The sequence below is a fragment of the Stenotrophomonas sp. LC732 genome, from assembly GCF_052446685.1.
In the GTDB taxonomy this organism is placed as follows: domain Bacteria; phylum Pseudomonadota; class Gammaproteobacteria; order Xanthomonadales; family Xanthomonadaceae; genus Stenotrophomonas; species Stenotrophomonas muris.
The window spans coordinates 2639011-2663621 of the sequence record NZ_CP199214.1; the positions used below are offsets into that span (position 1 = coordinate 2639011).

A 24611-nucleotide genomic window follows, 5' to 3' on the forward strand; every position below is an offset into this window, starting at 1 on the left:
CGGCGACAGGCTGGTTGCGCTCGCTCCAGGGCCGCAGCATCACTGGCCCCTCATTGCCGGCGCCAGCAGCACTTGGCAGCTGCTGCGGCATGGCCATCGCCTGTGCAGCACCCTGCTGAGGCAGCTGCTGCGGCATGCCACCGGCCTGTTGCTGGGGATAGGCGGGCCCTTGGCTGGGCTGCGCCTGAGGCTGCATCATCCTGTCCACTGAACCCAGCACCACCTTGGACAGCGCCTGGTCGGCGAGATTCAGCAGGCTGCCCCGCGCCATCGCACCGGTGGACGGGTACACGACATAGGCGCGTGCGGGATCTTCCGACGGCACGTACACCGGGCCATTGGACTGCGCAACGATGCGGGCCTGCGCCGGCGAAGCCAGCTGCGGGTGATGCTCGACCTTCACCGCGCGGCGCTCCCCCCGACTGACCACGTCGATCGGTGCGACACCATTACTGGCGACCTGCTGCCCGCGGCGGATCGAGTCGTAGATCTTCTGCACGTAGCCATGACGGAAGCCGGTCTCGAAATTGCCCGAGTAGTAGCAGCTGAACGACTTGCCCCAGTCACCACCGGAGCGCTTGTAGCACTCGGCGAGGATGCGCGAACCTGCCTGCAGGTTCGGGCACTGCTGGAAGGCCTTCTCGTAGGAATCCAGGCCGTACTTGCCCAGGTTGTAGCGATTGACCTGGGCCAGCCCGATCGAGAAGTTGTAGCCCTTCTCTTCCAGCATGCGCACCGTCGCCAGTGCTTCATCCAAGGCCTTGGGCTGGCGCACCAGTGCACCGCCAACCACGCCGATCGCGTAGGGATTGCGCGACGATTCGACGTTGATGACGTGCTGCATCACATCCATCGACACGGCCATCTCCGGGCACGCCATCATTTCCAGTCCTGGCAGCATCCTTCAGCCCCCCTGCCCCCGGGCACGCCCAGGATTGAAGTCGATGCCGGTGATGTAGCGCGAGCCGGCATGCGCCTTGATATGCACGACGATGTCGATGGTCATCATCAACAGTCGCTTGATCACGTTGAATTCCAGGCCCGAACCTTCGGTCGAGGCCTTCACCATCAGCGCCAACTGGTCCCAGGTCTGCTCCGGGCTGCCCGCATGGCAGCTGGTGATCGAACCCGGATGACCGGACGCGCAGTTGCGGATGAAGTAGAACGCCTCGTCACCGCGCAGCTCGGCCAGGATGATGCGTTCGGGCTTCATGCGCAGGCAGGCTTCCATGCAGCTCTTGGCGCTGACATTGCTGGTGCTTTGTCCACCCTTGGAATACAACAGGTGCACGACGTTGGGCTGGGTCAGGAACAGTTCGCGCGCGTCCTCGATCGTGACCAGGCGCTCGCTGTCCGGGATATGGTTGACCAGCGCCTTCATGAAGGTGGTCTTGCCGCTACCGGTCGCACCGGATACCACGATGTTCTTGCGGTACATCACCGCACGCCGGAAGAACTCGGCGTACTCGCGCGAATGGCGCAGCTCCAGCAGCTCGCGATCCTGCTCGCCGATGCTGCCATCACTCTCCAGGATCTGGTTGAAGAAGCCATCTTCGTGATACTGGCTGAGCGACTTGGTGTGCTTGGACGGCAAACGGATGGTGATCGACACCTTCCCTGCATCACATGCCGGCGGAATCACGAACTGCGCACGCTGGCCGGTGGGGAACGTGAGCGACACGACCGGATCGGCATCGGTGATGCGCTGGCCGGTGTTGCTCTCGTTCACCACCGCCGTGCAGAACTGCCGGGCCCGCTCGAAGGTCAGGCTCGGCACGTCCACCCGCTGCCACCCGGCCCGCGTTTCCAGGTACAGCTCACCGGGACGGTTGATGCAGATTTCCGTCACTTCCGGGGATGTCATGTACTCGGCGATGCCCAGCACTTCGTACTGATAGCGCAGGAAATCGCTGGAGACGAGGGCGAGGGGTGACACTTCAGCGTCCATGATCGTTCGTTGGGTTACCGGCGGGGGTGCAGCACGTTGGTGAAGTCGACGTCCTTGGCGACGTAGACGTTCACGATCGTGCCCTGGTTGATGGTGACGGTCGGCGGACGACGGTTGCTGCTGAGTGCCTCGTTGGCCAGGCGCTCCATCGTGCGTGCGGTAGCACTCTCATAGGGCGACTGCACCGTCATGCCGTTATTGGCGATGGTGGTGGTCTCCGGACCGTGTTCGGCGGCTGCGTACTTGAAGGCATCGGAAATCAGGCTGATCATCAGCGCCGAGGCGATACGGCTGCCCCAGTGCGCGCTGTACTGGCCCGGATGACCGGCGCCACCCAGCTGATCCACGCCCGGGCTGGACATCGCAACGTCGATGCCATTCGGAGTGGTGATGCGATCCCAGATCACTTCCACGCGCTTGCCCATCGGACCGCCGCCGTAGGCGCCATAGATCTTGGAGCCCTTCGGCAGCAGCAGGTTGCGACCGTTGATCGAGTACACCGGCTCGGTCAGCAGGCACGAGGTATAGCCGGCGAGATCGGTGATGATTCGGGTTTCCAACACGCAACGCAGGTAGGTGCCACGCACCAGCAGCGCGTCGGGGCTCTGGATGTAGGTGGCGCTGGAGACATCCTCGACGTCCGGGCCGCGGCGAACCTTTGCCGGCGCCGCCTGATTGTTGGGCAGCTGGGCCAGCATGGCACGGGTGTACTCATCCATGCCGCGGCCGCCATTGCTCCCGTTGCCATCCTGTCCATCACCACCACCCACCCCGCTCCCGGAGCCGATGCGGCGGTCCAGCAAAGTCGGGCCACGGTCAATCTCGCGCGCCGAATCGGACTGGGGAACGAACAGCGGGGTGGAATCCAGCGGCGGCGGCGGTAGCGGCGGCGTCATCGGAATCGGATCAACCGGTTGCATGGCCTGGGAGGGCACCGGACTCGTCTGCACGGCGTCCGGCAGAGTCGGCGTAGACACGCGCGCAACGTCCGGCACCTTCTGCACAGCGTCCTTGTCATCCTGGCCCTTGCGGAACAGCAGGAAACCCATGGCCACCAGCAGCACCACGATGCCGCCCAGGAACAGCAGCGCCTTGCGGTTCAGCCGCTGCTCTTCGGCCGAGCGCAGCTGCGGCGCGGCCGCATCCAGATCCGGCGCAGGCTCGGCCTGGGTCGTGCCGAAGTACGGGTTCGACTGCGCGTCCGAAGCACCCTGTGCGCCGTACGGGCTCTGGCTCTCGTCGCGTCCGTTGTTCGGGTCGTTTCCGGGAGTGTTCTGCTGGCTCATTTCTTCACGTTCCTTCGCAGGCCGACGACGAAGTCGCCGTGGCGGATGACCAGGTACGGGTGTGTCCCGTGCACGATCAGCGTATTGCCTTCAACCGTGGTGTTGACCACGAAGTCTTCACCGTATTCTGTTTCACGACCAAACACCGCCGGGAAGATGCCGGTCTTGTACTCCGGCGAATTCGGCAGTTTCAGGTAGGTGAAACGACCATCGTCATAGGCGTTGACCGGGATCAGCCACCCCATCTTCTTCGCCTTGCTGGTCGAATAGGAGTAGTTGAAGTTGTACTGGCGGTCCTTGGCCAGTTCCGAGCTCAACAACGGCTTGGCCTCTTCCTCGACCGCTTCCTGGGCGACGCCGAACACGGTGTCGTTCGGATAGACGAAGGCGATCTTGTACTGCACACCGGCACGACGGGCCTGTTCCAGCTGGCGCCAGTCGGTGGCCACCACCTTCAGCTCGAAGATGTAGGAATGGGTCTCGGTGCGCACCATCATGTTGGTGTCGACGTCGACGTTCTTCGGCTTGAGGTAGAACACGTTCTCGCGACGGGTCAGTTCCCAGCCGCTGCTGAAGCCGGTGCTGTAGTCGAGGATCTTCTCGTTCGGGCTCAACTCGATCTGGGTGGTCAGGCCCAGGCCGGTGCGAACCGGATAGATACGATCCTTCTCGTACTCGTAGTGGTCAACCGCCTGCGCCATCGCCGCTGCTGAGAACAGCAACGACAACATCGACAGCAGCGCCAGCGCGCTTCCCCTGATATTTCGACTACTCATCGGTTGCTTGCTCCATCAGCAGTTCCGGTGGAATTGTTCTGCGCCGGCCTCATGGCCGGCTGTCCGGGCATGACCTGCCCCGGCATTGCTTGCCCCTGCACCGGCTGACCCGGCATGGGTTGACCCTGTACCGGCTGGCCCGGCACCTGGCCGTTGACCGGAGCCGCGACCGGCTGGCCGGTGGCCGGATCGATCATGGTGGCCGCGGCCGGATTGTTGGGATCGTAGACACCCTGTGCCTGCTGCGCCGCCTGTGCGGCCTGCTGCGCCTGCGCCTGCATGGCGCCGTCATCCGGCACCGGCACGCCACGCGAGTAGTCGTTGTCGACGCGGTACTCGGTGACCTGGAACGCCAGTGGGTTCAGGATGCGATCCTGTTCGGACAGCGCCAGGTTCTGGTTGTAGCTGAAGCGCATCGTCACCAGCTGGTTGTCCAGGTAGGTAGAGACGCCGGTGCGCTTGTCCAGCAGGCTGCGCTGGATGCGCACCGAAGCGCCGCGGAAGCTGCCGTTCGGCTCGGCCCCCAGTGGCGTGATGCTGAGGATCTTGACCCGGATGGCGCGCTCGCGACCGTACATCACGAACGGGTTCTGCGGATTGTTGCCGGCATAGCGGACACGCATGGACTGCGCCACCGGATCGGTGGACATCACGAACACCAGTTCCCAGTCACGCAGGCCCATCACCGCCGAGTCATACGATTCGCGCGCGAGCACGTACTGGGCGACGTTGCTGCGATTGATCGCTTCGTTGGTGGTGATCGTCTCGCCCTGGAAGGTGCCACTCAACCGCGCGACGGTCGCTGTGCCGGTGTAGGCATCGGCCATGACCAGGAACGGCACCTTTTCCTTCAGCGGCAGCATGTAGTAGTAGCCGCCCGCCAGTGCGAGCGACATCAGCAACGAGCCTGTGGCGACCCACCATGCGCGCCGCTCGCTGCGGCGTGCCATGTCGGCCACGGTGATCTCGTAGCTGACCGCCTTGGCGACCGACTGCTCGACCTTGGGACTATTGCCGGGATCCTTCTTGCGGAACATGGGTTCTTCCGTACTGCTGAAACATCAATGGGCGTGGCACCCCTGCGACAGGCGCGGGGAGCGGCACGTTCGATGATTTCGAGGTGGACTCAGGTGCCGCTGTTGGAATCAGCGCCCTGTGCCGACGCGGTCGGCGTCGAGCCAGCGCTCTGCACAACGATCTGGTTGCCAACGATGGAGACGGAGATGCCCTGCGCTGCATAGGCCGCCGTCAGATCGATCACGGCCTGCTGAGCGTTGGTGGTGTCGATGCTGGAGACCGCGCCGTACAGGGTGAAGTCCGAGCTCAGGCGGTAATCCAGCGTGCGTCCGGAATCCTTGGCCCAGCGCTCGAGCATGGCTTTGAGCGTGCCATCCATCGGCGAGGCCTGGTAAACGTAGCTGGAGTACAGCGGGATCTCGGTGGGTGCCGCAGCAAAGCGGTTGACCGGCTTCCAGCGGCCTCCGAAATCGGGAGCGGACTTGGTGGCGCAACCGGCCACCATCAACGCCGCCACTGCGGCGATGGACATTTTCGCGATAAACGCCTGATTCATACGGGCTTCACTTTGACGTACGAAAAAGCAGTCCCGAGCATTGGCCCCCTGGTCGTCCGGCGCTGCGTCGCGCACGCCGGAATCGGAGCGACGCACTGACTGGCAGCACACCTGCTCCGGCTCCCCTGCAGCCAACGGCTGCCAACCAAGTCGCGGGGCCGCCAGACACTGCCGACGACACACCCGCATACCTCACCAACGTCGAAACCATCCTTGTTTCATGGCACAAACTCCTGGCCACCCTGCTCTACAACATCTGCCATCCATCACACATTTCTGAACGGCATGCACAGGGTCGCACAACCACGCGTCAATTCCATGTCAGACAAGTCTGAAAATCCATGAACAAATGCCAAATTCTTGACCGAAATCACGAATTCACATTCTTAACTACGAATGGTGATCACAAATTCAGCGACGTGAATTAGACGTTCAGCATCGGAACGTCCACCTTCGGCAGCAGCCTCGAGGTGAAGTAGCGATCCTTGTAGTACCGGATCTTGTCGCACTTCACCGGGTGAGGTATGCCCTCGTACAGGAACACCTCCATGTCCGGCCCCATCGCCTTCAGCTCCTGCGGCAGCATCAGCGCGCGCCGTTCCTCGGTGAAGTTGTGGGTCTTCTCGCGGGCATGGGTGACGTTCTTCCTGCGCACCGTGGTGTAGCCCAGCATGTCCGAGTAGTCGTTGGCATCCTGCTGTTCGCGCGGCGCGTACAGGATCTGCAGCGCGTGGTTGGTGATGATCGTGCGAGAGACTTCCCGGCCGTAGGTGGCGTCGAGTTGGGACATGCTCTGGATGATCGGCAGCAGACGGATGTTGTAGCCGGCCATGTAGGAGACCGCCGAGGCGATGATCTCCACTTTGCCGATCGAGGTGAATTCGTCCATCAGCAGCAGGCACTGGTACTTCAGGTCCGGGTTGGACTTGGGCAGTTCCTTGGTGTTGAGGTTGATCAGCTGGCTGAAGAACAGGTTGATGATCAGCCGGCTCTCGGCCAGCTTGTTGGGCTGGATGCCGATGTAGATGGTCATCTTCTTCTTGCGGACGTCGGTCAGCAGGAAGTCGTTGCTGCTGGTGGCCTTGTCCAGCACCGGGTTGATCCAGGGATTGAGCGGCTCCTTGAAGGTGCCCAGGATCGAGGCGAAGGTCTCATCGGCCTGCGACAGCATGTTGGCGAACGCCGAACGGGCATTGGCACTGAGGAACGGTCGCTCCGACAGGGTCTTGAGGTACTTCTTCAGGTCGGTGCCGTCGCCGGAGGACAGACGGTACACCGCACCGAGCGTGGGCGTGCCGGCGCCGCCCGGGAAACCGCTGCTGCGCTCGTCGTCCCAGTTCTCGAACAGGTACAGGGTAAAGGCCATGAACGCATTGCGTGCCTGGCTGACCCAGAACTTCTGGTCCTCGGCCCCGTCTGGGTACAGCATCGCGGCGATGCTCATCAGGTCCGACACCCGGAAGGCCGGATCGTCGGAGACGTAGCTGAGCGGGTTCCAGCGGTGCGTGCGCCGGTCCTCGGCGAAGGGGTTGAACAGGTAGATCTCCTGGCCCTGGCTGGCGCGCCAGCCGCTGGTCAGGTCGAAGTTCTCCTGCTTGATGTCCAGCACCACCAGCGATTCGCCGTACTCCAGCAGGTTCGGGATGACCACGCCCACGCCCTTGCCCGAGCGGGTGGGCGCGGCCAGGATCACGAACTGCTGGCCATCCAGGCGCACCAGCTTGCCGCCATGGCTGCCGACCACGATGCTCTGGCCGGTCTTCTTGAACATGCCGTGCTTGGCCAGGTCGGCACCGGTGGCGAAGCGCGCGTCGCCGTGCAGCGAGCGCTTGTCCTTCTTCAGCAGCAGCACCAGGCCGGCCACCAGCAGCACCAGCAGGGGCAGGCCGAAGCCTACGTAGCCCGCCCATTTGATCTTGCCCACGAAAGGCGCGACCTGCGGTTGGCCGATGGCGTGGACGTACTGGTAGTAGGTGTTCCAGGTGAACAGCTGGGTGTCCAGCCCCAGGAACAGCAAGGTCAAGTAGCCGGAGAACACGAAACCAAGCAACAGGGTCGCCAGCGTGATGATGGCGATGAGCAGATACTTCTTACTGGGCAACACCCGAATCCTCCATGATGCGCACGCGGCGCGACGGCCTAGCGGTGGCGCCAGCGCGACGCCTTCTTCCGCAGGTGGTTCTCGTTTTCCAGCCCGGGCTCCTCGCCCTCTTCACGCACCAGTTGCAGCAAGCGTTGGCGCGCTTCGGCCAGTGATATCAGGTCGGTCAGACGATCCCCATCGTCGGCGACGACCGCATGGCCGACCACATCGCCGGGAGCGTACACCGGCTCGTGGGACACCGCTACCAGCTGGTAGCGGCCACGGGTTTCCAGCACATGCCTGAATTCCTGCATCGCACTCCTCCTTGTCGGGGCAACACTGCGCCCCCTGCCCCGCCATCATGCCGGTGGCAGCGTCATGGGCGCATCCACAACCGCTGCGGCTTCTGCGCGAAACTGTGCGCGGATATCCAAGGAAACCGCAATGGACTGGGTAGCACTTGCCCGCACGCTGGCCACCGAGGCCCACGCGGGGCAGATCGACAAGGCCGGCCAGCCTTACATCGGCCATGTGGCGCGGGTGGCGGCTGCGGTGCGCGGCGACGATGACGCCGAAGTGGTGGCCTGGCTGCATGACGTGGCCGAGGACTGCCCGGCGTTTGCCGCGCGGATCGAGGTATTTCCCGCACCGCTGCGCGAGGCGGTGCAACTGCTCAACCGCGATGCAGCACCTGACACGGACAGCTACTACGCGCGCATTGCCGCCCACCCGCTGGCACTGAAAGTGAAGCGCGCCGATCTGGATGACAACGCCGATCCGCAGCGGCTGGCGATGCTCGATGCGGCGACGGCCGCGCGCCTGCACGGAAAGTATGCTCATGCCCGGGCGGCGCTGGGCATCTGAGCCGGGCGCGACGAGGCGCGGCGGGCCGGCGTGTCACCGATCAAACGCTGATTTACCCTGAGTGCTGCTGCTCCTGCTGCAGTGCAGCAGTACAATGGGCGGCTCCCGCCCCCCATCGCGCCCCCGCATGAGCCCCAACTCTTCCCTGGCTGCGCGGCTGACGCCCCGCCAGCGCACCCTGATCATCCTCGCCCTTTCACTGGGTGGCTTCGCCATCGGCACCAGCGAGTTCGCCAGCATGGGCCTGATGCTGGAGATCAGCCGCGGCCTGTCGATTTCCGAAACCCAGGTCGGGCATCTGATCAGCGCCTATGCCATCGGCGTGGTGGTCGGCGCCCCGATCCTCGCCTTCGTCGGCGCCAGCTTCCCGCGCCGCAAGCTGCTGCTGGCACTGATGGGCTTCTACGCGGTCGGCAACCTGGCCAGCGCGCTGGCACCGAACTACGGCATGATGCTGGTGGCGCGCTTCGTTGCCGGCCTGCCGCATGGCGCCTACTTCGGCGTGGCGATGCTGGTGGCCGCGGCGATCAGTCCCGCAGGCCAGCGCGGCCAGGCGATGTCACGCGTGCTGCTGGGCCTGTCGATCGCGATCCTGGTCGGCAACCCGCTGACGACCTGGCTGGGTCAGCAGCTGAGCTGGCGCACCGCCTTTGCCCTGGTCAGCGTGCTGGCCATCGCCACCGTGGCGATGATCGCGCGCTTCCTGCTGCCGGACCCGGATGAAGTACGCACCTCGCCGATGCGCGAGCTGCGCGCCTTCAACACGTCCCAGGTGTGGCTGGCGCTGGCGATCGGCGCGGTCGGCTTCGCCGGCATGTTCTGCGTGTTCACCTACCTGGCACCGACCCTGGTGCAGGTCACCGGCGTGGCCGAATCGTGGATGCCGCTGGCGGTGGGCGTGTTCGGCATCGGCGCGATCATCGGCAACATCGCCGGTGGCTGGCTGGTGGACAAGTTCCACTTCAAGGCCGCCGCCGTGGTGCTGCTGTGGTCGATCGTGATGCTGCTGCTGTATCCGCTGGCCGCACAGTCGGTGTGGACCATCGGCCCGATGATCATCACTGTCGGCACCATGGGCGCACTGGCGGCGGTGCTGCAGACCCGCCTGATGGACGTGGCCGGTGAGGCGCAGACGCTGGCGGCGGCCTCCAACCACGCCGCTTTCAATACTGCCAACGCACTCGGCCCGTGGCTGGGCGGCATGGCAATCAGCGCCGGCTTCAGCCCGGCCAGTACCGGCTATGTCGGCGCGGCTACCGCGATCGGCGGCCTGCTGCTGTGGTGCGTGGCGGTGATGCTGGACAAGAAGCGCAGCACCGCCGTCGTCGGCAGCCACTGAACATTGCGCCGGATCGTCAGTTGCTGCCTCTGCGGCGACGGCGATCCGGTCGCAGCAACGCTGTATCGCCGGCCACCAGGGTCGGCCGCGCCAGCTCACCGCGCTTCACACGGTCCAGCACCCGCCGCGAATTGGCTGCACAGTCGATGCCGTCCGGCCGCGCCTGGATGTCCTCGATCAGGGCCAGCAGGTGCGCCCTGCTCTCTGCCAACCGCAGCTGCAACGCTTCGATGTCAGCCACCTTCTGCTGCAGCATCGCGATCAACGCCTCATGCTGCCACTGGCCCATGTCCGGTGGCAGCAGGGCGCGGATCTCTTCCAGGCTGAAGCCTGCACGCTGCGCGCCCGTGATCAACTCCAGCAACAGCACCGCCTGTTCCGGATAGTCGCGGTAGCCATTGGCCTGGCGCTGCGCCACCAGCAGCCCCGCGTCTTCATAGAAGCGAATGCGCGACGCCGCGAGGCCCGTGAGGCGGGCCAGCTCACCGATCTTCATCTGCCTGAATCCTCGCCATGGGCGCCTGTTGACCTTCAATAAAACTTGAAGGTTAGCGTAGCGCCATTCCCCTGTCCTGGAGCTGTCCGATGTCGCTGTTCTCGCCCCTGGCACTACCCTCCGGTGCCATCATCCGCAACCGCATTGCCAAGGCCGCGATGGAGGAAAACATGGCCGACGCCGACCACGCGCCGTCCGCTGCACTGCTGCAGCTCTACCAGCGTTGGGCCGATGGCGGCGCAGGACTGATCATCACCGGCAACGTGATGGTCGATGGCCGCGCCATGACCGGCCCCGGCGGCGTGGTGCTGGAAGACGACCGCCACCTTGACCGCTTCATCGCCTGGGCCGAAACGGCACGCTCACGGGGCGCGCAGATGTGGATGCAGATCAACCATCCCGGGCGGCAGATGCCGGCCGCACTCGGCCAACCGGCACTCGCGCCGTCAGCCGTCGCCCTGGAGATGGGCGCGCTGTCCAGGCAGTTCGCACCGCCGCGGGCGATGACCGAGGCGGACATCGAAGAGGTGATCGCCCGCTTCATCCGCAGCGCCGAGCTGGCCGAGCGCGCCGGGTTCAGTGGCGTGCAGATCCATGCCGCGCACGGTTACCTGCTCAGCCAGTTCCTGTCGCCGCTGTCCAATCGCCGCGACGACCGCTGGGGCGGCAGCCTGCACAACCGTGCGCGCCCGCTGCTGGAGATCGTGCAGGGGGTGCGCGCCACCGTGTCGCCCACGTTCGCGGTGGCCGTGAAGCTCAATTCCGCCGATTTCCAGCGCGGTGGCTTCTCGCCCGAGGATGCGCGCGCAGTGGTGGAAATGCTGGCGCCGCTCGGCGTGGACCTGGTCGAACTGTCCGGTGGCAGCTACGAAGCACCGGCCATGACCGGTGCCGCGCGCGACCAGCGCAGCCTGGCCCGCGAGGCCTACTTCCTTGAGTTCGCGCGTGAGATCGCCACGGTGGCAACCATGCCGCTGATGGTCACCGGTGGCATCCGCCGTCGCGCCGTGGCCGATCAGGTACTTGACAGCGGTGTGGCCATGGTCGGCGTCGCCACCGCGCTGGCGATCGAGCCGGATCTGCCCCACCGCTGGCAGCAGGGCCGCGACCCGGTGCCGGCACTGCGCACCATCGACTGGCGCAGCAAACCGTTGGCCGCCAGCGCACACATGGCCGTAGTGAAGTACCAGTTGACGCGGCTGAGCAGGCTCCGGCCCACGGCGCCGGGTGTTTCGCCCGTCTGGGCACTGCTGCTGGCACAGGCGGCCGCAAAGTGCCGGACCCGCCGCTACCGGCGCTGGATCGGTGCACGCGCAAGAGGATACTGAGCGGGAAGGCTTCTCATCACCGAATCGATGCCCCACCATCTGCACGATCGGCGGCAGCCCGTTTGCCGGTCGCAACACGCAGAAGGAACCCTCGTGGCAGCAGGACCAACCAGGAACCACGAAAAGCTGCTCGATGACCTGCTCTCACTGGGCCGCAACTGGGCGCTGGCCATTGCCATCGCAGGTGCCGGAGCTGCGGTCCATTACAGCGAGTCGGTCTACGAAGCAGGCATCTGGCGCGACCTGCTGCCCACGCTCTGCTTCCTGGTCGCCATCGTCTGGATCGTGCTCAGCATCATCCGCTTCGACCTGACCATCCAGCAGCACTTCGAGCGGAAATTGTCACGCTGGCTCAGCCGTCTGCTGTATGTCGTGCTGCTTGGCACCGGCATCACTGCCGTGTTCTTCGTCACCGAACTGGCGGAGAACAATCACATCGCGCGGATGTGCGACTCGGTGGCCAATGAACCCGGCAGCCGCATCCACAGGTCGGCCGAGTGCCAGCGCCTGTACCAGCATCGCGCGGCGTACCGGCAGCGCCTGGAATCCGCCGAGGGTGAGTTCGACTGAACGGGCTTCATCGCGGTCTTCGCGCGCGATGAACACATTTCGTGGATGTGCATTTGGGCACAGTGCAGCCGACGCCGCGCTCTCGGCCCGTACCGGACCCGCAATGCCCCCCCATCGCGCACCTGCCCGCCATGATGCCATCGCCTTGCAGGCCGGCATGCTGGGCAGCGTGTTGGGCGTGGCGCTGTTCAAGGCCATCGCACTGTCTGCGTTGGCGACGGGTTCGATGATGGGTATCGGGCTATGGGTGATGGCCTGCGCGCTGCTGGCAGCGTGGGCGCTCGCAGCCTATCTGGCCTGCCTGGCACTGAGCCGGCGCGTGTTCGTGCTGATGCTGGTGCTGTGCACGGTACTGGTGATCTGCATCGCCTGACGCCGGCAGGGGCCGGACTATCGCGCATCTGTTATAGGATAACAAGTGCGGTTGGTCCGATTGTGCATGCCCGGTGTCACGGATTTGAATTCCATGACCATCCCGGCATCACCCGAGCCCCCCCGTGAACCTGCAGCCCCCGCTCCGCGTGACCCTCATTGCCATCGCCCTCGCATCGCTCAGCGCCTGCGCCACCTATGACGACAGCAACATGCATCAAGCCTGCCAGGAGTCTCCGCACCTGAAGGACCTGCCGCCCGAGGTCGCTGCCCGCGAGAGCCGCTGCAACAAGGGCATGGAAGTGTGGTCGAGCGAGCGCAAGGGCAGTGACAAGCCGCTGGACCTGAGCGGAAAGAAGAACAATCCCTGACGAAGGTGCGCGCCCGGTTGCCGCGCCTGTCTTGATCGCGCCCATGCATCCGGCTGACTGCTCCATCACAGCCGGCGCGCGACGATGAGGTCTCCCCACCCTGTCGAGACTCAGATGCCGGACACTGCCCACCCTGTCATTCGCGCGTTCGAGGCCGTGTTCGATCTATCAGGCAGCGTGCAGCGCATCACTGCGCTCACGGTCACCTGCCGGCATTGCTCGTCGACCAGCTCTGCCAGCGAAGACAACCTGGTGCAACTTCCGGGCGGGGCGTTGTTCCGTTGTGACGGGTGCGGCTGCCATCAACCGGTCAGCCACGCCCGCCTGTCGGACTGGCAACCGGCGTCGTTGCTGGGTATCTGAGGGCCGCCAAGTGGAAATGACTGCGGAACAGCGGAAAATACTCCAGGCAATCGCCGCTGCAGAGCCGGTGCGCGGCGATGCCGCAACGTGGGCGGTGACCGCCGGATGGGCGGTACAGGCGGAAGACGGGGATATCGATCTGACCGAGGCTGGCCGGGATGTGCTCACCGCGCAGGCAGGTCGTAAGGGCTAGACCCGCCGATCAGGCCAGCTTCGCCTCCCTTCGCGCTGCGCCGCGATAGCGGCAACCTGCTGAACAAAGGGTGCATCCCTGCCACGTCAACGGCGAAGTGGCGAGGCCCTTCATGCCCACGGTGTGCAGGGCGTCATGACATGCGCTCGGCTATGCTGCGCCACCTCCCTGCGCCAATGGCGGCCATGCATCCTTTTCCCCTGCCAGTCTCCGCACCTGATCAGCTCGCCTACCGACTGCTGCAGGACAGTGACTGGGCCCGCTCGGCCACTGCCGCAAGCGCACCCGCCGAACTTCGCACCTTGCTGGCGATGATCCTGGATTCGCCGGAACCCCTGTGGCTTGCCTGGGGCAAGGAAGACAAGGCGTTCTTCTTCAATGATGCCTATCTGCCGATGCTGGGGGAAAAGCTGCACGGCGCGATGGGCAACCGTCTGGAGGATGTCTGGGCGGACGTATGGCCGGACGTGGTGCATGCCGTCGACGACGCCTTTGCCGGCACCAGCCGCAGCTTCAAGAACCTGCCATTGATGATGGATCGCGACGGCACGCTGCGCGAAACTTTCTGGACGTTTTCCTATTCACCGCTGCGCGTCGGCTGCGGCAGTGTCGCCGGTATCCTGTGCGTGGTCAGCGAGCAGACCGAACGGGTGATCGAGCGCGACCTGCACAGCCGCCAGGTCGCGGCGATCACCGAGCAGGCGCGGGAGGCCCATCTGGAACTGGTGCGCGCCCGCGAGCAGCTGCGCCAGTCGCAGAAGCTGGAGGCGATCGGCCAGCTCACCGGCGGTGTGGCCCACGACTTCAACAACCTGCTGCAGGTCATCACCGGTTCGGTGGACATGCTCCTGCACACGTGGCCGTCAGACGACACCCGGCGCCGCTACATCCAGGCCATTGCCACAGCCTCGGACCGCGCCACCAAGCTGACCGCGCAACTGCTTGCGTTCTCGCGTCGCCAGAGCCTGTCGCCGGAGGTCTTCGATCTCTGCGAGAGCGTGCACGCGCTTTCGGACATCATCACCACGGTACTGGGTGCACGCATCCAGGTGTCGTTGACGTTGCCCGGCACGCCGTTGCCGGTGCTGCTGGACCGGACCCAGCTGGACACTGCATTGATCAACATCGCGGTCAACGCGCGCGATGCGATCGAGGGACACGGCAGGGTGACCATCGAGGTGGAGCAGGTAACCGCGGTGCCTTCGGTGCGCTTCGCCGCGCCGATGAAGGGCGACTTCGCCGCGATCAGCGTGACCGACACCGGAGCAGGCATCGACCCCGCCGTCGTCGACCGCATCTTCGAGCCCTTCTTCACCACCAAGAGCGTCGGCGCCGGAACCGGCCTCGGCCTCAGCCAGGTGTTCGGCTTCGTCAAGCAGTCGGAAGGCGAGGTGGACGTGCAGAGCCAGGCGGGCGCCGGTACCCGCTTCACCCTGTACCTGCCGCTGGCGCAGGCGAGAGAAATGACGGAACGGCCGGCGACGCTACCGGGGCTGCAGCATGGTCACGGTGTCTGCGTGCTGGTTGTGGAAGACAACGTCGATGTGGCCGAATTTGCCGTCGGCGCCCTGCGCGAGCTCGATTACAACGTGGTACTTGCGCACAATGCGGACGAGGCCCTGGCGGAGCTCGAACGGGATGCCTCCCGCTTCGATGTAGTGTTCAGCGACGTAGTGATGCCTGGCATGAACGGCCTGGATCTGGCCCGTACCATCCGCAGCCGCCTGCCTGGGCTTCCAGTGATCCTTACCAGCGGCTACAGCGAACTGCTGGCCCGGGACCCTGGCCATGGCTTCACCCTGCTGCGCAAGCCTTACTCATTGAAGCAGCTGGCCTCGGTGATGACCGAAGCCGGGCGCTGCGCGCAGGCCGTGGTGGCGTCGCCCTAGCGGGCGGTCACCGCAGCGAACCGAACCAGCGTTCCAGCGAAGGCTCCAGCCCCGACGTGTCACCGCCAGCATCGCAGGCCCAGGCGACGATACCGTCGGGGCGGACCAGCACGGCGCCCAGTCCCAGCGTGTCGCGCGCCGTGGACATCACGCAGGTGACCGACCGCTGCCAGCGCTCAATGATCGGACCGAGCGAATCGCCGGTATCGAGCCCCAGCAGCACGCCCTGCCCTGCACGCAGCAGCTCTCCCATCCGACGGTCATCAGCCAGTTGAACGTCCGGTGCGCTTCGGCCAACCCGCGGATGGCTGCCGTCGAGCACCGGTGGCGGTGCCACACCCCACAGCCGCTCGGCGAGATAGGTGGCACCGTCGCGGGTCGCGGCCAGGTCGGCGATGACCGCCGCCAGCGCGCGCGACCCGGGGCCTGGCCGCATCAACGCCACCTGCGCACGTGACCAGTCGAGCACCTGGGCGCCGATCGGATGGCGCTCAGCCTGATAGCTGTCCAACAGCGACTCTGCCACATCACCTCGCACCACCGCGGCCAGCTTCCACCCCAGGTTCATCGCATCGCCGATGCCGAGGTTCAGCCCCTGCCCGCCCAACGGCGAATGCATGTGCGCGGCATCACCGGCCAACAGCACGCGGCCGCTGCGATAGGCCGTGGCCTGGCGCGCGGCATCGGTCCATGTGGTGGCCAGATGCAACGCCGTGATCGTTGCCTCTCGCCCGGACACACGCCGCAGCAGCGCCTGGGCGGTGTGCCGGTCCAGCGGCGTGCGATGGCCGGCGCCACCGTCGAAATCGGCCAGCGCCAGCATGCCCGGCGGATTGAAATTGCACATGCCGTGTTCGGTGAACTGACGCCCCGGGACGAGCACCGACGGGTCCGCCAGTTCGACCTGCAGCGTGTGCCCGGTGAACTCCGGCGCCGTCCCTGCGAACACGAACCCCGATTGCTTGCGTACCGTGCTGCGGGCGCCATCGCAACCGACCAGCCAGCGGCCCCGCATCAGCCCGCGACCGGTCTGGACCACCATCTGTGCTTCGCGTGCGTGCACCGCCTGCACCGTGCAGCCACGCTCGATCTGTACACCCAGTGACACCGCACGCTCGGCCAGCACCGCCTCCAGCGACTGCAGCTCGACCGCCATCTGGGTGGGCACCGGCGTCGGCAGGCGATGGCGCCAGCGCGCACTGTCCACGTTGTCCAGCGCAAAAGGAATGCCGGCGAAGTGGCCGCCCAGCGGCCGCGGTTGCGCCAGCCAATGGGCGGTGCCGGGCGGCGGTGCGCCGTTGTCCGGCTTCAGCACCTGACTGGCGGCAACCGCATCCAGCAGGCCACGTCGATCCAGGGCCTCCAGGGTGGGCACGTTCAAGCCGCGCAAGCCAAAGGGCAGGCGTTTCAAGGGTGTCTCGGGCGACGCTGCCTGCTCCAGCAACAGGACCGAACAGCCGGCCTGGGCCAGCTCGCAGGACAGGAACAGGCCGACCGGGCCGGCCCCGGCGATGACGACGTCGTACAACATGGGATTTCCCTGTGAGCGCCGGGCCGGCGCTCTGGCGACGCCAATGTTACACTCGGTGTACGTTTCCACAAGTGAACCGCCCATGATCCCGCCCCGGGGCCGCCGCGAGCAGCGCAAGACCGAGACCCGACAGACCATTTCGGACGTCGCCACCGAACTGATCATCCGCCGCGGCTTCGAAGCCGTGTCCATGTCCGAGATTGCCAATGCGGCAGGGGTTTCGCGCAAGACGGTCTTCAATTATTTCGCCAGCAAGGAAGACCTGGTGTTCGACCGCGATGAGGAGGCCCGGACCCTGCTTCGCGAAGGCATGGCGGCGCGCCGTGGCATGGCCCCGCTGGCCGCCTTCCAATCGCTGGTGCGGGAGCTGCTGGACAGCGGCCATCCGCTGTTACGGATCAACTCCGGTGCAGCGGCCTTCTGGGCAACCGTGGCCGACAGTCCGGTGCTGGTGGCGCACGCGCGACGGCTGCAGGCACAGCTGGCCGACGACCTGGCCCAGCTGATGGCCGACGCGGCCGGTCGGCCCGCGCAGGACGCGGAGGCACGCCTGGGCGCAGCCATGCTGCTGGCGTCGATGGTGGCCGCCTATGAGAGTGGACTGGCCAGCCAGCAGAGGGGCGAGGATCCGCGCCAAGCGATGCTGCAGCTGATCGTGCGCGGTGGCACCGGCGTGCTGGTGGCCTTGGCCGGCACCCCATATACCGACCCGGGCCTGCGTCCATAGCGCACTCGGGGGATAGGTCACGAAGCATTGCAAATGCTAATCTTTCTCATTTGCAGCCCACCCCGACCCCCTCATGCCGCTTCCAACCCCGCTCAAGCACGCCCTCTGCCTGGCGCTGCCCCTTTCCCTGGCTACGCCTGCACTGGCCTCCGAGACCTCCGCTGACACCCCGAAGGACCTGGACAAGGTCGAAGTCCGCGGCCGCGCGCAGACCCTGTACCGTGCCAACGATGCGGCCGTCGGCACCCGCACCGATACCCCGTTGGAACTGGTGCCGCAGTCGATCCAGGTCGTGCCGCGCGAGCTGATCGACGACCAGGCCGCGCGCCAGGTCACCGATCTGTACCGCAGCATCAGCGGCATCAGCTTCTTCAGCTATGCCGGCGTCACCCTGCGCGGGTTCCGCCAGGAGAACGTTCTCTACGACGGCCTGCGTGGTGATCCCTATGCGGGCTTCTCGGTGCCGCAACTGTTCAATATCGAACGCGTGGAAGTACTGAAAGGTCCGGCCGGTGCGCTGTACGGCGGTGGTGATGCGGGCGGTGTCATCAACTATGTAACGCGCAAGCCCAAGGCGCGCGCCGAACGCCGCATCGAGCTGCAGGCAGGCGACAAGGACTTCCGCGCCGGATCGATCGAAGGCACCGGCCCCTTGAATGCCAGCGGCAGCATTCGCTATCGCGCCGGCCTGTATGCCGACAGCGAGCAGGGCGTGCGCTGGAATGCCGACAGCGAAAGCGTGATCGGCGATGCCTCGCTGGCCTTCGATGTCGGCCAGACCGGCGAACTGGTGCTGCAGTTCAACGACATCACCCAGAACCTGGGCGGCAACCGCCTGCGCGGCGTGCCGGTGAACGATGCCGGCAGCTTCCTGACCGACCGCCGCTGGAACCACAACGAGGACAGTGACTTCCTCGACATGCGCGCCAAGGTCGCACTGGCGCAGTATCGCTTCGCACCGCGCGACAACCTGGACGTGGACCTTGCTGCGCGCTGGTTCAGCAACAACGAGCACCAGATGTACCACGAGCCGATGGGGCTGATTGATCGTGACCGCGACGGCGTGGCCGAGTGGATGACGCGCCAGCTGCGCAACCAGATCCGTGACAACACTGCCTTCACCGCCAGCGGCAATGCCGTATGGCGGATCAACACCGGCCGTATCGAACACAAGGTGCTGTTCGGCGCCGACGTGTACCAGCTCGACGCCGACTTCACCGCGCAGACCGCCAACAGCGCCGACCTGGCACGCGGCGCCGGCCCGGTGCGGGGCATTGACCTGTTCAACCCGGTCTATGGCGCGAGCACCTGGCATGACTACAACCTGGCCGCTCTGCCCTGGCGCAGCACCGCCACCCGCAGCAAGCGCTACGGCGGATATCTGCAGGATGAACTGGCACTGGGCGCGCGATGGCATGTGCTGGCCGGGCTGCGCTGGGATGGCTTCAAGGATCAGGACCGCATGGGTGGCGGCAGCGTGGATGGCAACGATCTCAGCTGGCGCCTGGGCAGTACCTTTACCGTCCGGGACGGCGTGAACCTGTACGCCAACATCGCCAGCGGCTTCGTGCCGCAGAGTGCCACCAACCAGAACCCGGCGGCCGGCGGACCGTTCGACGCGGAGCGCAGCAGGCAATGGGAAGTCGGTCTGAAGTCCCTGCTGGCCGACCGTGTGACCCTGAACATGGCGGCCTACCGCATCGACCGCAGCAACATCGTGCAGGCCACCGGCGAGGTGATCGGCGGGGTAAACCAACTCGCTGCACTGGGCCTGGTACGCAGCACGGGCATGGAACTGGACCTGCTGGCCGACGTGACCGAGCGCTGGGTGGTGAACCTGACCTACGCCTACAACGACGCACGGGTGAAGGATGCCGGACCGAACGGCATCACCAATGCCTCCGGCGACCGCTTCGCCAATGCGCCACGCAACAAGCTCGGCGTGTGGACGCGCTACGACCTGCCGTCGATCAACTCGGCCATCGGCTTCGGCGCCGACCATGTGGGCGAGCGTGTCAGCCTGGATGGGCAGGCGGTCAAGGCATACACGGTATTCGACATGAGCTGGAAGACCACGTGGAAGCAGTGGCAGTTCCAGGCCAACGTCAAGAACCTGTTCGACAAGGTGTACGCGGCCAGCGGCTTCATCGAGCGCAACGGGCATTTCCCGGGCGAGCCGCGGCGGGTGTATGTGCAGGCGGCTTACAGCTTCTGAGCGGAGCCACCTGCGTCGCCGGCATCTCGTGCCAGCGTGCCGCCTGCCCGGACGGTAGACCACCCCAATTCAGGTATCCTTGCGCGCAGTCAGCCACGTCTTCATGCGACCGCTGCGGTGCAGCATCGACGTTGCCGACGAACACACGATTCACCATGGATGTTTCAACGTAGTCACAGGGGAAAATGGATGAAGAAGTTCCTGTTCGCGGCGATCATCGCCGTGTCGCTGGCGGGTTGTACCACCAATCCGCCGCTCAATTTCTCGGTCCCGAACGTCGGGGTCAGCAGCAAGAAGATTGATGGCGAACTGAAGTCGCTGACGGTCACGCTGGCACGTCCGGATGAAGCCAAGGGCAAGATTCCCGCGCAGGCCCAGCACGAAGTGCCGCAGATGTGGCAGAACGCGCTGACCGAAGCGCTCAATAAGATGGCGGTGTTCCGCGACGATGCACCGGTGAAGTTGAGCCTGTCGGTGAAGATTCTGGCGATCGACATTCCCAGCTTCGGTGCATCGATGACCACCAAGACGATCGCCCGCTACGAGCTGATCGATCGTGCAACCGGCAGCATCGTCTACACCCAGGATGTCAGCGCATCCGGCGAAGTTCCGTTCAACTATGCCTTCGCAGGGGTAATCCGTGCCCGCGAGTCGATCAGCCGCTCAGCACAGAACAACATCGCCCAGTTCCTGCAGGCGCTGGAAACCGTGGACATTACCAAGCCGATGTTCCCGAACAAGCAGGAAGCGCCATGAAGCGCCTGCTGGTGGCTGCATCCGTTGCTGCGATGCTGACGGCCTGCGCGCCAAATGTGCGTACGGACAGTTATTCCATCGGTTCAGTGGGACAGGTCAATCGAACTGTCGGCGGTACGGTCATCAGCGTCCGCGCGGTCAGTATTGACGGTTCACAGGGCGGCGGTGCCGTTGCCGGCGCTGCGGCTGGCGGTGTGGCCGGCTCCACCATCGGCGGCAGCGACCAGGGGGCGGCCATCGGTGCCATTGGCGGCCTCGTGGTCGGAGCTATTGCCGGTGCAGCCTCCGAACGCGCACTCTCGCAGGCCAAGGGCCTGGAATATGTTGTGCAGACGGAGAACGGCAACCTGATGACGGTTGTGCAGGGCCCCGATCCGGTGTTCACCACCGGCATGCGGGTCCTGGTGCTGTATGGATCGCCCTCGCGCATCATTGCCGATCCGCGACAAGCGAAGACAGCGCCGTAACCCCCAACAATGCCCCTTTCGAGGGGCATCGTTGTATTGGATATCGAGGGGGAGGTGGCAACCCACCTCCCCTGCCCAGGTCAGTGCGAGCAGGACACCAGCATCGAGCGGGTGGCCATCTGGGTAGAGGTGAAGCCGTTCCTGTTGCCCACCGCGATGGCATTTCCTTCATCGCCATCCTTGCTGAAGACCACATAGCCGCCTGGGCACATCTGCCCGGCCTTTTCGTAGCAGCCACTCCAGGAACTGGAACCGCTGCAGTCGATGGAAACACCACGGCGGCCATCGGGGGTGACGGTCATTTTGGCAGTGGTGCAGCCACTCAAGGCGGCAACCAGCAACAGCGGGACGAACAACTTCATGGGCACTCCAGGGGTTGGGGATCAGCGAACGGGCGCCAAGGCTGGAGTGCGCGGATTGCGCGAACCTTGCGCCGGGCGGCCCGCGCCGCAGCGGGTGTTGCGGCGTCACCGGCAGGCCCCGAAGGAACGCCATGTTCACGCAATGTTCCTGTAATACGGTGCCGGCGCTTGCCGCCCACCTTATGCCTCCTTCCCGCCTGACGCCTGCCGATGCACATCCTGCTGATCGAAGACGAAGCCGAACTGGCTGCCACCCTGAAGTCTGCCCTGCAGCGGGAGCGCTACGTCGTGGACCTGGCCAGCACCCTGGCACTGGCCCGCCAAGCAGCACTTTCCGGATCACACGACCTGGTGCTGCTGGACCGCACCCTGCCCGATGGTGACGGGCTGGGGCTCATTCCCGTGCTGCGCGGGCGCAATCCGGGGGTGCCGATCATCGTGCTCAGCGCACTGGGACAGTTGCCGGACCGCATCGCCGGCCTGGATGAGGGCGCCGACGACTACCTGGCCAAGCCCTTCGCGCTGGAAGAACTGTTCGCGCGGATCCGCGCGGCCGGGCGCCGGCCGAGCGGCATGCAGGTGGAGCCGGTGAGCATCGGCCGGCTGCTGTTCGACCCCACCTCGGGCGAAGCCAGCGTGGGCGGACAGCGACTGGAGCTTCCGCGCCGCGAGATCCGCGTGCTGGCGGCCCTCGCCCGCCGGCTGGGCCGCACCGTGCTTCGCGAATCCATCGAGATGGCGGTGTACGGCTTCGACGACGGCATCCATTCCAACACGCTGGACTCGCATGTCTCACGCCTGCGGCGCAAGCTGGCCGACGCGGATGCGGGGGTGGAAATCCATGCCATCCGCGGTGTCGGCTATCTGATGCGGGAAACGAAGTAATGGCGCTTCGTCCCTCACTGAAGCGCCCGCTGATCGTCAAAACCCTGATCTACCAGCTGCTCGCACTGCTGGTGGCCTTCTTCGCATTGCTGATGGTGCTGGTGCGTGTCGACAGCGGCGGCTACTACACCATCCAGACCTTCGCCCCGGTGGCGGCAGAGGCCGTTCGTCGGGACAGCAAGGGCGAGCTGTATGTGCAACGCACGCCGGCGCTGGACGAGCTGCTGAAGATCGTCCCCGGCGCGTGGTTCATCGCCGAGGATGAGCAGGGCCAACATGTGACATTCGGCCACGTTCCGCCCGCCTACGCCTCGCTGGTCGGCGCCCTCGACGGCATTCCCTATGGCGACCTGCGCGGACGCGGCCGCAACGACGGCCTGGCCGTGGTGATACGCCAGCACAGCGGTCCGGCCGGCAAGCTGACCATCATGGCCCATGGCGAAACCGATTCGCTGACCTGGCAGATGGCGCTGGCCGCACACATCATCACCCTGCCGATCTTCCTGCTGCTGGGCCTGGCCACCATCATCCTGACCCCGATCATCGTGCGCCGCGCCCTGGCTGGCGTGGAGCGCATCGCGCAGGAAGCCCGCAACATCTCTGCCAGCCGTCGCGGCATCCGTCTGACAGAGACCGCCGTACCGGTGGAGATCGCACCGCTGGTGACCGCGGTGAACGAAGCGCTGGACCGACTGGACGAAGGGCACGAACGGCAGCGCCGCTTCATCGCCGCCGCCGCCCATGAGCTGCGTACACCGATCGCCATCCTGCGGGTGAAGATCGATGCCACCGACGATTCCACCTCACGCAGCCTGGCGGTGGAAGTCGCTCGGCTGGCAACGCTTGCCGAGCAGCTCCTGGACCTGCACCGCATGGAAGCCGATGGACCGAAGGACTCCCTCAACCTGGCCCGCGTGGCCAAGCGGGTCGTCGCCGATCTGGCCCCCCTGCTGATCCAGTCCGACAAGACGGTCGCCGTGGCAGTGGAACCGAACTTCCCGGTGCTGGGCGAGTCCGGTGCCATCGAACGGGTGCTCTCCAACCTGGTACTGAATGCCGCCGAGCACGGTGGACGTCATATCATCGTGCGCGTGCAGGGCAGCTGCCTTGAGGTGGAAGACGATGGACCCGGCATTCCAGTCGACCAGCGCGAACGCGTGTTCGAGCCCTTCCAACGCCTGCGGCCCCGGCAGACAGGCGCCGGATTGGGATTGAACCTGGTGCGGCAGGTGATCGACCGCCACGGCGGCCACGTCACGATTCTGGATGCGCCCGGTGGTGGCGCCCTGATCCGCGTCGAGTTCCCCTCGCATCCAGGCGTCACCAGCGCATTGGCGCCGGAGTACTGAGCGCATCGCTTCCACGTGGATGACTATGCGCGGATGACTACTGGCTGTCCGCGCGCCAGGACTGCGGTTGATGCGCAAGGTTGCGGCAATGTTCGCTGCCCAGCATCCAGGTGAGCAGCACAGCAGGTGCTGCGTCCGGAACTGACAGGAAGCCTGCATGTGACACAGGGAGCTCCTCCACCGCCCTCTTCCACCCCTGCCCCGCCGCCTCGGAATACGCCCAGCCTGACCGCCGCAGCATGGAACTGCCGCGCGCATGCAGGCCGCGCGCGTGGGTTGGAACACTGGCCGCACTGGCTGCGGATGATTCCCGAACGCGAGCGGGCCGGCGTGCTGATCCGCCTGTTCGCCGCGCTGTTCCTGCTGCTCCCCGGCCTTGCGCTGGTGACTTCCGCGTATCGGCACGCGCATGCAACGGCCACTGCCGTGCTGGTGTTCGTCGCCGTGCATGCCGCACTGCACATGCTGGCCGTGTGGCGAGGGGCTGCACTACGCCCAGCTCCCCCGCTGCTGCGGACCCTGGATACGCGCGCAGCCGCCGTGATGCTTGCTGCCACGTTGATGATCATCGCGATCGTCGCCGCCACCGCAACCCTGCCGGTTGCGGTCTGCACCGTGCTGCTGGTCGGCGCGTTGTGCCAGCTTTCGACCCTGCCCACGCCGGCGCAACGCCTCCGCCACGTGCTGTTGGCGCTCGGTAGCATGATCCAGTTCATCGCGATGGCACTGCTCACGCAGGGCATTGCCCACTGACACGCCTGCACCATCGCAAGGTTCGCGCAATCCAGCGCATCGAGACTCGACCACCATCCACACCTGTCACCCCAGGCGTGCATTCCAACAGTCTCGAGGATCCACGATGCCCTGT

The 24611-nt window shown here is 65.5% G+C and carries 26 protein-coding genes and 1 pseudogene; 16 read left to right on the plus strand and 11 right to left on the minus strand.

All coding sequences use genetic code 11. The annotated features are described in order from the left end of the window. Positions 1-423: 423 nt before the first annotated feature. The 8 genes and pseudogenes from ACT6SE_RS12640 to ACT6SE_RS12675 form a co-directional block, all read right to left on the minus strand. Positions 424-901, minus strand: a pseudogene (locus ACT6SE_RS12640) (lytic transglycosylase domain-containing protein); the annotation flags it as partial. A 3-nt stretch (positions 902-904) separates the two neighbouring features. Continuing rightward, on the minus strand, positions 905-1948 hold the full coding sequence (virB11, locus tag ACT6SE_RS12645) for a P-type DNA transfer ATPase VirB11 (RefSeq protein WP_046431334.1): 1044 nt from the start codon (positions 1946-1948) through the stop codon (positions 905-907). Positions 1949-1962: 14 nt separating this feature from the next. Next, the gene (locus ACT6SE_RS12650; protein WP_046431336.1) at positions 1963-3234 is read right to left on the minus strand and encodes a TrbI/VirB10 family protein; all 1272 of its coding nucleotides are present in this window, start codon (positions 3232-3234) and stop codon (positions 1963-1965) included. Next, positions 3231-4010, minus strand: a complete 780-nt coding sequence (locus ACT6SE_RS12655) for a TrbG/VirB9 family P-type conjugative transfer protein (protein ID WP_014037652.1) — start codon at positions 4008-4010, stop codon at positions 3231-3233. Before ACT6SE_RS12655 ends, ACT6SE_RS12650 begins: the two co-directional genes overlap by 4 nt. After that, positions 4007-5047 carry a virB8 family protein gene (locus ACT6SE_RS12660; RefSeq protein WP_046431339.1) on the minus strand — a complete coding sequence of 347 codons (1041 nt, stop codon included), beginning with the start codon at positions 5045-5047 and terminating at the stop codon, positions 4007-4009. The genes ACT6SE_RS12655 and ACT6SE_RS12660 overlap by 4 nt, the downstream gene beginning before the upstream one ends. An 89-nt stretch (positions 5048-5136) precedes the next feature. Further along, positions 5137-5583, minus strand: coding sequence for a hypothetical protein (locus ACT6SE_RS12665; protein WP_032957008.1), 447 nt, complete (start codon positions 5581-5583; stop codon positions 5137-5139). A 424-nt stretch (positions 5584-6007) separates the two neighbouring features. Continuing rightward, positions 6008-7687 (minus strand): type IV secretory system conjugative DNA transfer family protein, encoded by a 1680-nt coding sequence (locus ACT6SE_RS12670; protein WP_014647580.1) that lies wholly within the window; start codon positions 7685-7687, stop codon positions 6008-6010. Between the two features lie 35 nt (positions 7688-7722). Then, complete coding sequence (locus ACT6SE_RS12675) at positions 7723-7980, minus strand: hypothetical protein (protein ID WP_014647581.1); 258 nt, start codon at positions 7978-7980, stop codon at positions 7723-7725. Positions 7981-8110: 130 nt separating this feature from the next. Between ACT6SE_RS12675 and ACT6SE_RS12680 the strand changes: the two genes are divergently transcribed. Together ACT6SE_RS12680 and ACT6SE_RS12685 are read left to right on the plus strand one after the other, a co-directional pair. Next, entirely contained in the window at positions 8111-8530 is a 420-nt protein-coding gene (locus ACT6SE_RS12680) for an HD domain-containing protein (protein WP_046431343.1), read from the plus strand. 127 nt (positions 8531-8657) lie between these two features. After that, on the plus strand, positions 8658-9869 hold the full coding sequence (locus ACT6SE_RS12685; protein WP_046431346.1) for an MFS transporter: 1212 nt from the start codon (positions 8658-8660) through the stop codon (positions 9867-9869). A gap of 16 nt (positions 9870-9885) precedes the next feature. Here the strand turns inward: ACT6SE_RS12685 and ACT6SE_RS12690 are convergent, their stop codons facing one another. After that, positions 9886-10365, minus strand: coding sequence for a MerR family transcriptional regulator (locus ACT6SE_RS12690; protein WP_046431348.1), 480 nt, complete (start codon positions 10363-10365; stop codon positions 9886-9888). A gap of 89 nt (positions 10366-10454) precedes the next feature. Between ACT6SE_RS12690 and ACT6SE_RS12695 the strand changes: the two genes are divergently transcribed. The 7 genes from ACT6SE_RS12695 (at position 10455) to ACT6SE_RS12725 (ending at position 15451) form a co-directional block, all read left to right on the plus strand. Then, a complete protein-coding gene (locus tag ACT6SE_RS12695) occupies positions 10455-11693 on the plus strand; it encodes an NADH:flavin oxidoreductase/NADH oxidase family protein (protein ID WP_046431350.1) in 1239 nt (412 codons plus the stop codon). Positions 11694-11786: 93 nt separating this feature from the next. Next, positions 11787-12263 carry a hypothetical protein gene (locus tag ACT6SE_RS12700; protein WP_046431353.1) on the plus strand — a complete coding sequence of 159 codons (477 nt, stop codon included), beginning with the start codon at positions 11787-11789 and terminating at the stop codon, positions 12261-12263. Between the two features lie 103 nt (positions 12264-12366). Continuing rightward, the gene (locus tag ACT6SE_RS12705) at positions 12367-12636 is read left to right on the plus strand and encodes a hypothetical protein (protein ID WP_014647587.1); all 270 of its coding nucleotides are present in this window, start codon (positions 12367-12369) and stop codon (positions 12634-12636) included. Positions 12637-12760: 124 nt separating this feature from the next. Further along, entirely contained in the window at positions 12761-13006 is a 246-nt protein-coding gene (locus tag ACT6SE_RS12710; protein WP_032957423.1) for a hypothetical protein, read from the plus strand. A 114-nt stretch (positions 13007-13120) separates the two neighbouring features. Next, positions 13121-13369, plus strand: coding sequence for a hypothetical protein (locus ACT6SE_RS12715; protein WP_014647589.1), 249 nt, complete (start codon positions 13121-13123; stop codon positions 13367-13369). A 16-nt stretch (positions 13370-13385) separates the two neighbouring features. Further along, positions 13386-13562, plus strand: a complete 177-nt coding sequence (locus ACT6SE_RS12720; RefSeq protein WP_172980598.1) for a hypothetical protein — start codon at positions 13386-13388, stop codon at positions 13560-13562. Between the two features lie 185 nt (positions 13563-13747). After that, the gene (locus ACT6SE_RS12725; protein WP_041864224.1) at positions 13748-15451 is read left to right on the plus strand and encodes a hybrid sensor histidine kinase/response regulator; all 1704 of its coding nucleotides are present in this window, start codon (positions 13748-13750) and stop codon (positions 15449-15451) included. Between the two features lie 7 nt (positions 15452-15458). Here the strand turns inward: ACT6SE_RS12725 and ACT6SE_RS12730 are convergent, their stop codons facing one another. Beyond that, positions 15459-16982 carry an FAD-dependent monooxygenase gene (locus tag ACT6SE_RS12730; RefSeq protein WP_046431361.1) on the minus strand — a complete coding sequence of 508 codons (1524 nt, stop codon included), beginning with the start codon at positions 16980-16982 and terminating at the stop codon, positions 15459-15461. An 82-nt stretch (positions 16983-17064) separates the two neighbouring features. Here ACT6SE_RS12730 and ACT6SE_RS12735 point away from each other — a divergent pair, with 82 nt between their 5' ends. The 4 genes from ACT6SE_RS12735 to ACT6SE_RS12750 all read left to right on the plus strand — a co-directional run bounded on the left by ACT6SE_RS12735 (position 17065) and on the right by ACT6SE_RS12750 (position 21147). Then, entirely contained in the window at positions 17065-17709 is a 645-nt protein-coding gene (locus tag ACT6SE_RS12735; protein WP_046431363.1) for a TetR/AcrR family transcriptional regulator, read from the plus strand. A 73-nt stretch (positions 17710-17782) separates the two neighbouring features. Beyond that, positions 17783-19924 carry a TonB-dependent siderophore receptor gene (locus tag ACT6SE_RS12740; protein ID WP_046431373.1) on the plus strand — a complete coding sequence of 714 codons (2142 nt, stop codon included), beginning with the start codon at positions 17783-17785 and terminating at the stop codon, positions 19922-19924. Positions 19925-20113: 189 nt separating this feature from the next. Further along, positions 20114-20680: a UDP-N-acetylglucosamine acyltransferase gene (locus ACT6SE_RS12745; protein ID WP_032957416.1), complete on the plus strand. Its 567-nt coding sequence runs from the start codon at positions 20114-20116 to the stop codon at positions 20678-20680. Continuing rightward, positions 20677-21147 (plus strand): membrane protein, encoded by a 471-nt coding sequence (locus ACT6SE_RS12750; protein ID WP_032957414.1) that lies wholly within the window; start codon positions 20677-20679, stop codon positions 21145-21147. Before ACT6SE_RS12745 ends, ACT6SE_RS12750 begins: the two co-directional genes overlap by 4 nt. Before the next feature lie 80 nt (positions 21148-21227). Here the strand turns inward: ACT6SE_RS12750 and ACT6SE_RS12755 are convergent, their stop codons facing one another. Further along, complete coding sequence (locus ACT6SE_RS12755; RefSeq protein WP_032957412.1) at positions 21228-21509, minus strand: hypothetical protein; 282 nt, start codon at positions 21507-21509, stop codon at positions 21228-21230. A gap of 210 nt (positions 21510-21719) precedes the next feature. Between ACT6SE_RS12755 and ACT6SE_RS12760 the strand changes: the two genes are divergently transcribed. From ACT6SE_RS12760 to ACT6SE_RS12770, 3 genes are all read left to right on the plus strand, one after another. Further along, positions 21720-22394 carry a response regulator transcription factor gene (locus ACT6SE_RS12760; protein ID WP_014647595.1) on the plus strand — a complete coding sequence of 225 codons (675 nt, stop codon included), beginning with the start codon at positions 21720-21722 and terminating at the stop codon, positions 22392-22394. Next, complete coding sequence (locus ACT6SE_RS12765) at positions 22394-23743, plus strand: sensor histidine kinase (protein ID WP_014647596.1); 1350 nt, start codon at positions 22394-22396, stop codon at positions 23741-23743. Before ACT6SE_RS12760 ends, ACT6SE_RS12765 begins: the two co-directional genes overlap by 1 nt. A gap of 303 nt (positions 23744-24046) precedes the next feature. Beyond that, positions 24047-24496 (plus strand): hypothetical protein, encoded by a 450-nt coding sequence (locus ACT6SE_RS12770; RefSeq protein ID WP_080342764.1) that lies wholly within the window; start codon positions 24047-24049, stop codon positions 24494-24496. The last annotated feature ends 115 nt before the right edge of the window (positions 24497-24611 follow it).

Coding starts and splice junctions, on each gene's coding strand:
- ACT6SE_RS12695 (WP_046431350.1), top strand. CDS start 10,455: ATGTCGCTGTTCTCGCCCCTGGCACTACCCTCCGGTGCCATCATCCGC.
- ACT6SE_RS12660 (WP_046431339.1), bottom strand. CDS start 5,047: ATGTTCCGCAAGAAGGATCCCGGCAATAGTCCCAAGGTCGAGCAGTCG.
- ACT6SE_RS12665 (WP_032957008.1), bottom strand. CDS start 5,583: ATGAATCAGGCGTTTATCGCGAAAATGTCCATCGCCGCAGTGGCGGCG.
- ACT6SE_RS12720 (WP_172980598.1), top strand. CDS start 13,386: ATGACTGCGGAACAGCGGAAAATACTCCAGGCAATCGCCGCTGCAGAG.
- ACT6SE_RS12770 (WP_080342764.1), top strand. CDS start 24,047: ATGATTCCCGAACGCGAGCGGGCCGGCGTGCTGATCCGCCTGTTCGCC.
- ACT6SE_RS12650 (WP_046431336.1), bottom strand. CDS start 3,234: ATGAGCCAGCAGAACACTCCCGGAAACGACCCGAACAACGGACGCGAC.
- virB11 (WP_046431334.1), bottom strand. CDS start 1,948: ATGGACGCTGAAGTGTCACCCCTCGCCCTCGTCTCCAGCGATTTCCTG.
- ACT6SE_RS12765 (WP_014647596.1), top strand. CDS start 22,394: ATGGCGCTTCGTCCCTCACTGAAGCGCCCGCTGATCGTCAAAACCCTG.
- ACT6SE_RS12740 (WP_046431373.1), top strand. CDS start 17,783: ATGCCGCTTCCAACCCCGCTCAAGCACGCCCTCTGCCTGGCGCTGCCC.
- ACT6SE_RS12730 (WP_046431361.1), bottom strand. CDS start 16,982: ATGTTGTACGACGTCGTCATCGCCGGGGCCGGCCCGGTCGGCCTGTTC.
- ACT6SE_RS12675 (WP_014647581.1), bottom strand. CDS start 7,980: ATGCAGGAATTCAGGCATGTGCTGGAAACCCGTGGCCGCTACCAGCTG.
- ACT6SE_RS12745 (WP_032957416.1), top strand. CDS start 20,114: ATGAAGAAGTTCCTGTTCGCGGCGATCATCGCCGTGTCGCTGGCGGGT.
- ACT6SE_RS12725 (WP_041864224.1), top strand. CDS start 13,748: ATGCATCCTTTTCCCCTGCCAGTCTCCGCACCTGATCAGCTCGCCTAC.
- ACT6SE_RS12755 (WP_032957412.1), bottom strand. CDS start 21,509: ATGAAGTTGTTCGTCCCGCTGTTGCTGGTTGCCGCCTTGAGTGGCTGC.
- ACT6SE_RS12760 (WP_014647595.1), top strand. CDS start 21,720: ATGCACATCCTGCTGATCGAAGACGAAGCCGAACTGGCTGCCACCCTG.
- ACT6SE_RS12705 (WP_014647587.1), top strand. CDS start 12,367: ATGCCCCCCCATCGCGCACCTGCCCGCCATGATGCCATCGCCTTGCAG.
- ACT6SE_RS12690 (WP_046431348.1), bottom strand. CDS start 10,365: ATGAAGATCGGTGAGCTGGCCCGCCTCACGGGCCTCGCGGCGTCGCGC.
- ACT6SE_RS12715 (WP_014647589.1), top strand. CDS start 13,121: ATGCCGGACACTGCCCACCCTGTCATTCGCGCGTTCGAGGCCGTGTTC.
- ACT6SE_RS12685 (WP_046431346.1), top strand. CDS start 8,658: ATGAGCCCCAACTCTTCCCTGGCTGCGCGGCTGACGCCCCGCCAGCGC.
- ACT6SE_RS12735 (WP_046431363.1), top strand. CDS start 17,065: ATGATCCCGCCCCGGGGCCGCCGCGAGCAGCGCAAGACCGAGACCCGA.
- ACT6SE_RS12680 (WP_046431343.1), top strand. CDS start 8,111: ATGGACTGGGTAGCACTTGCCCGCACGCTGGCCACCGAGGCCCACGCG.
- ACT6SE_RS12750 (WP_032957414.1), top strand. CDS start 20,677: ATGAAGCGCCTGCTGGTGGCTGCATCCGTTGCTGCGATGCTGACGGCC.
- ACT6SE_RS12655 (WP_014037652.1), bottom strand. CDS start 4,010: ATGAGTAGTCGAAATATCAGGGGAAGCGCGCTGGCGCTGCTGTCGATG.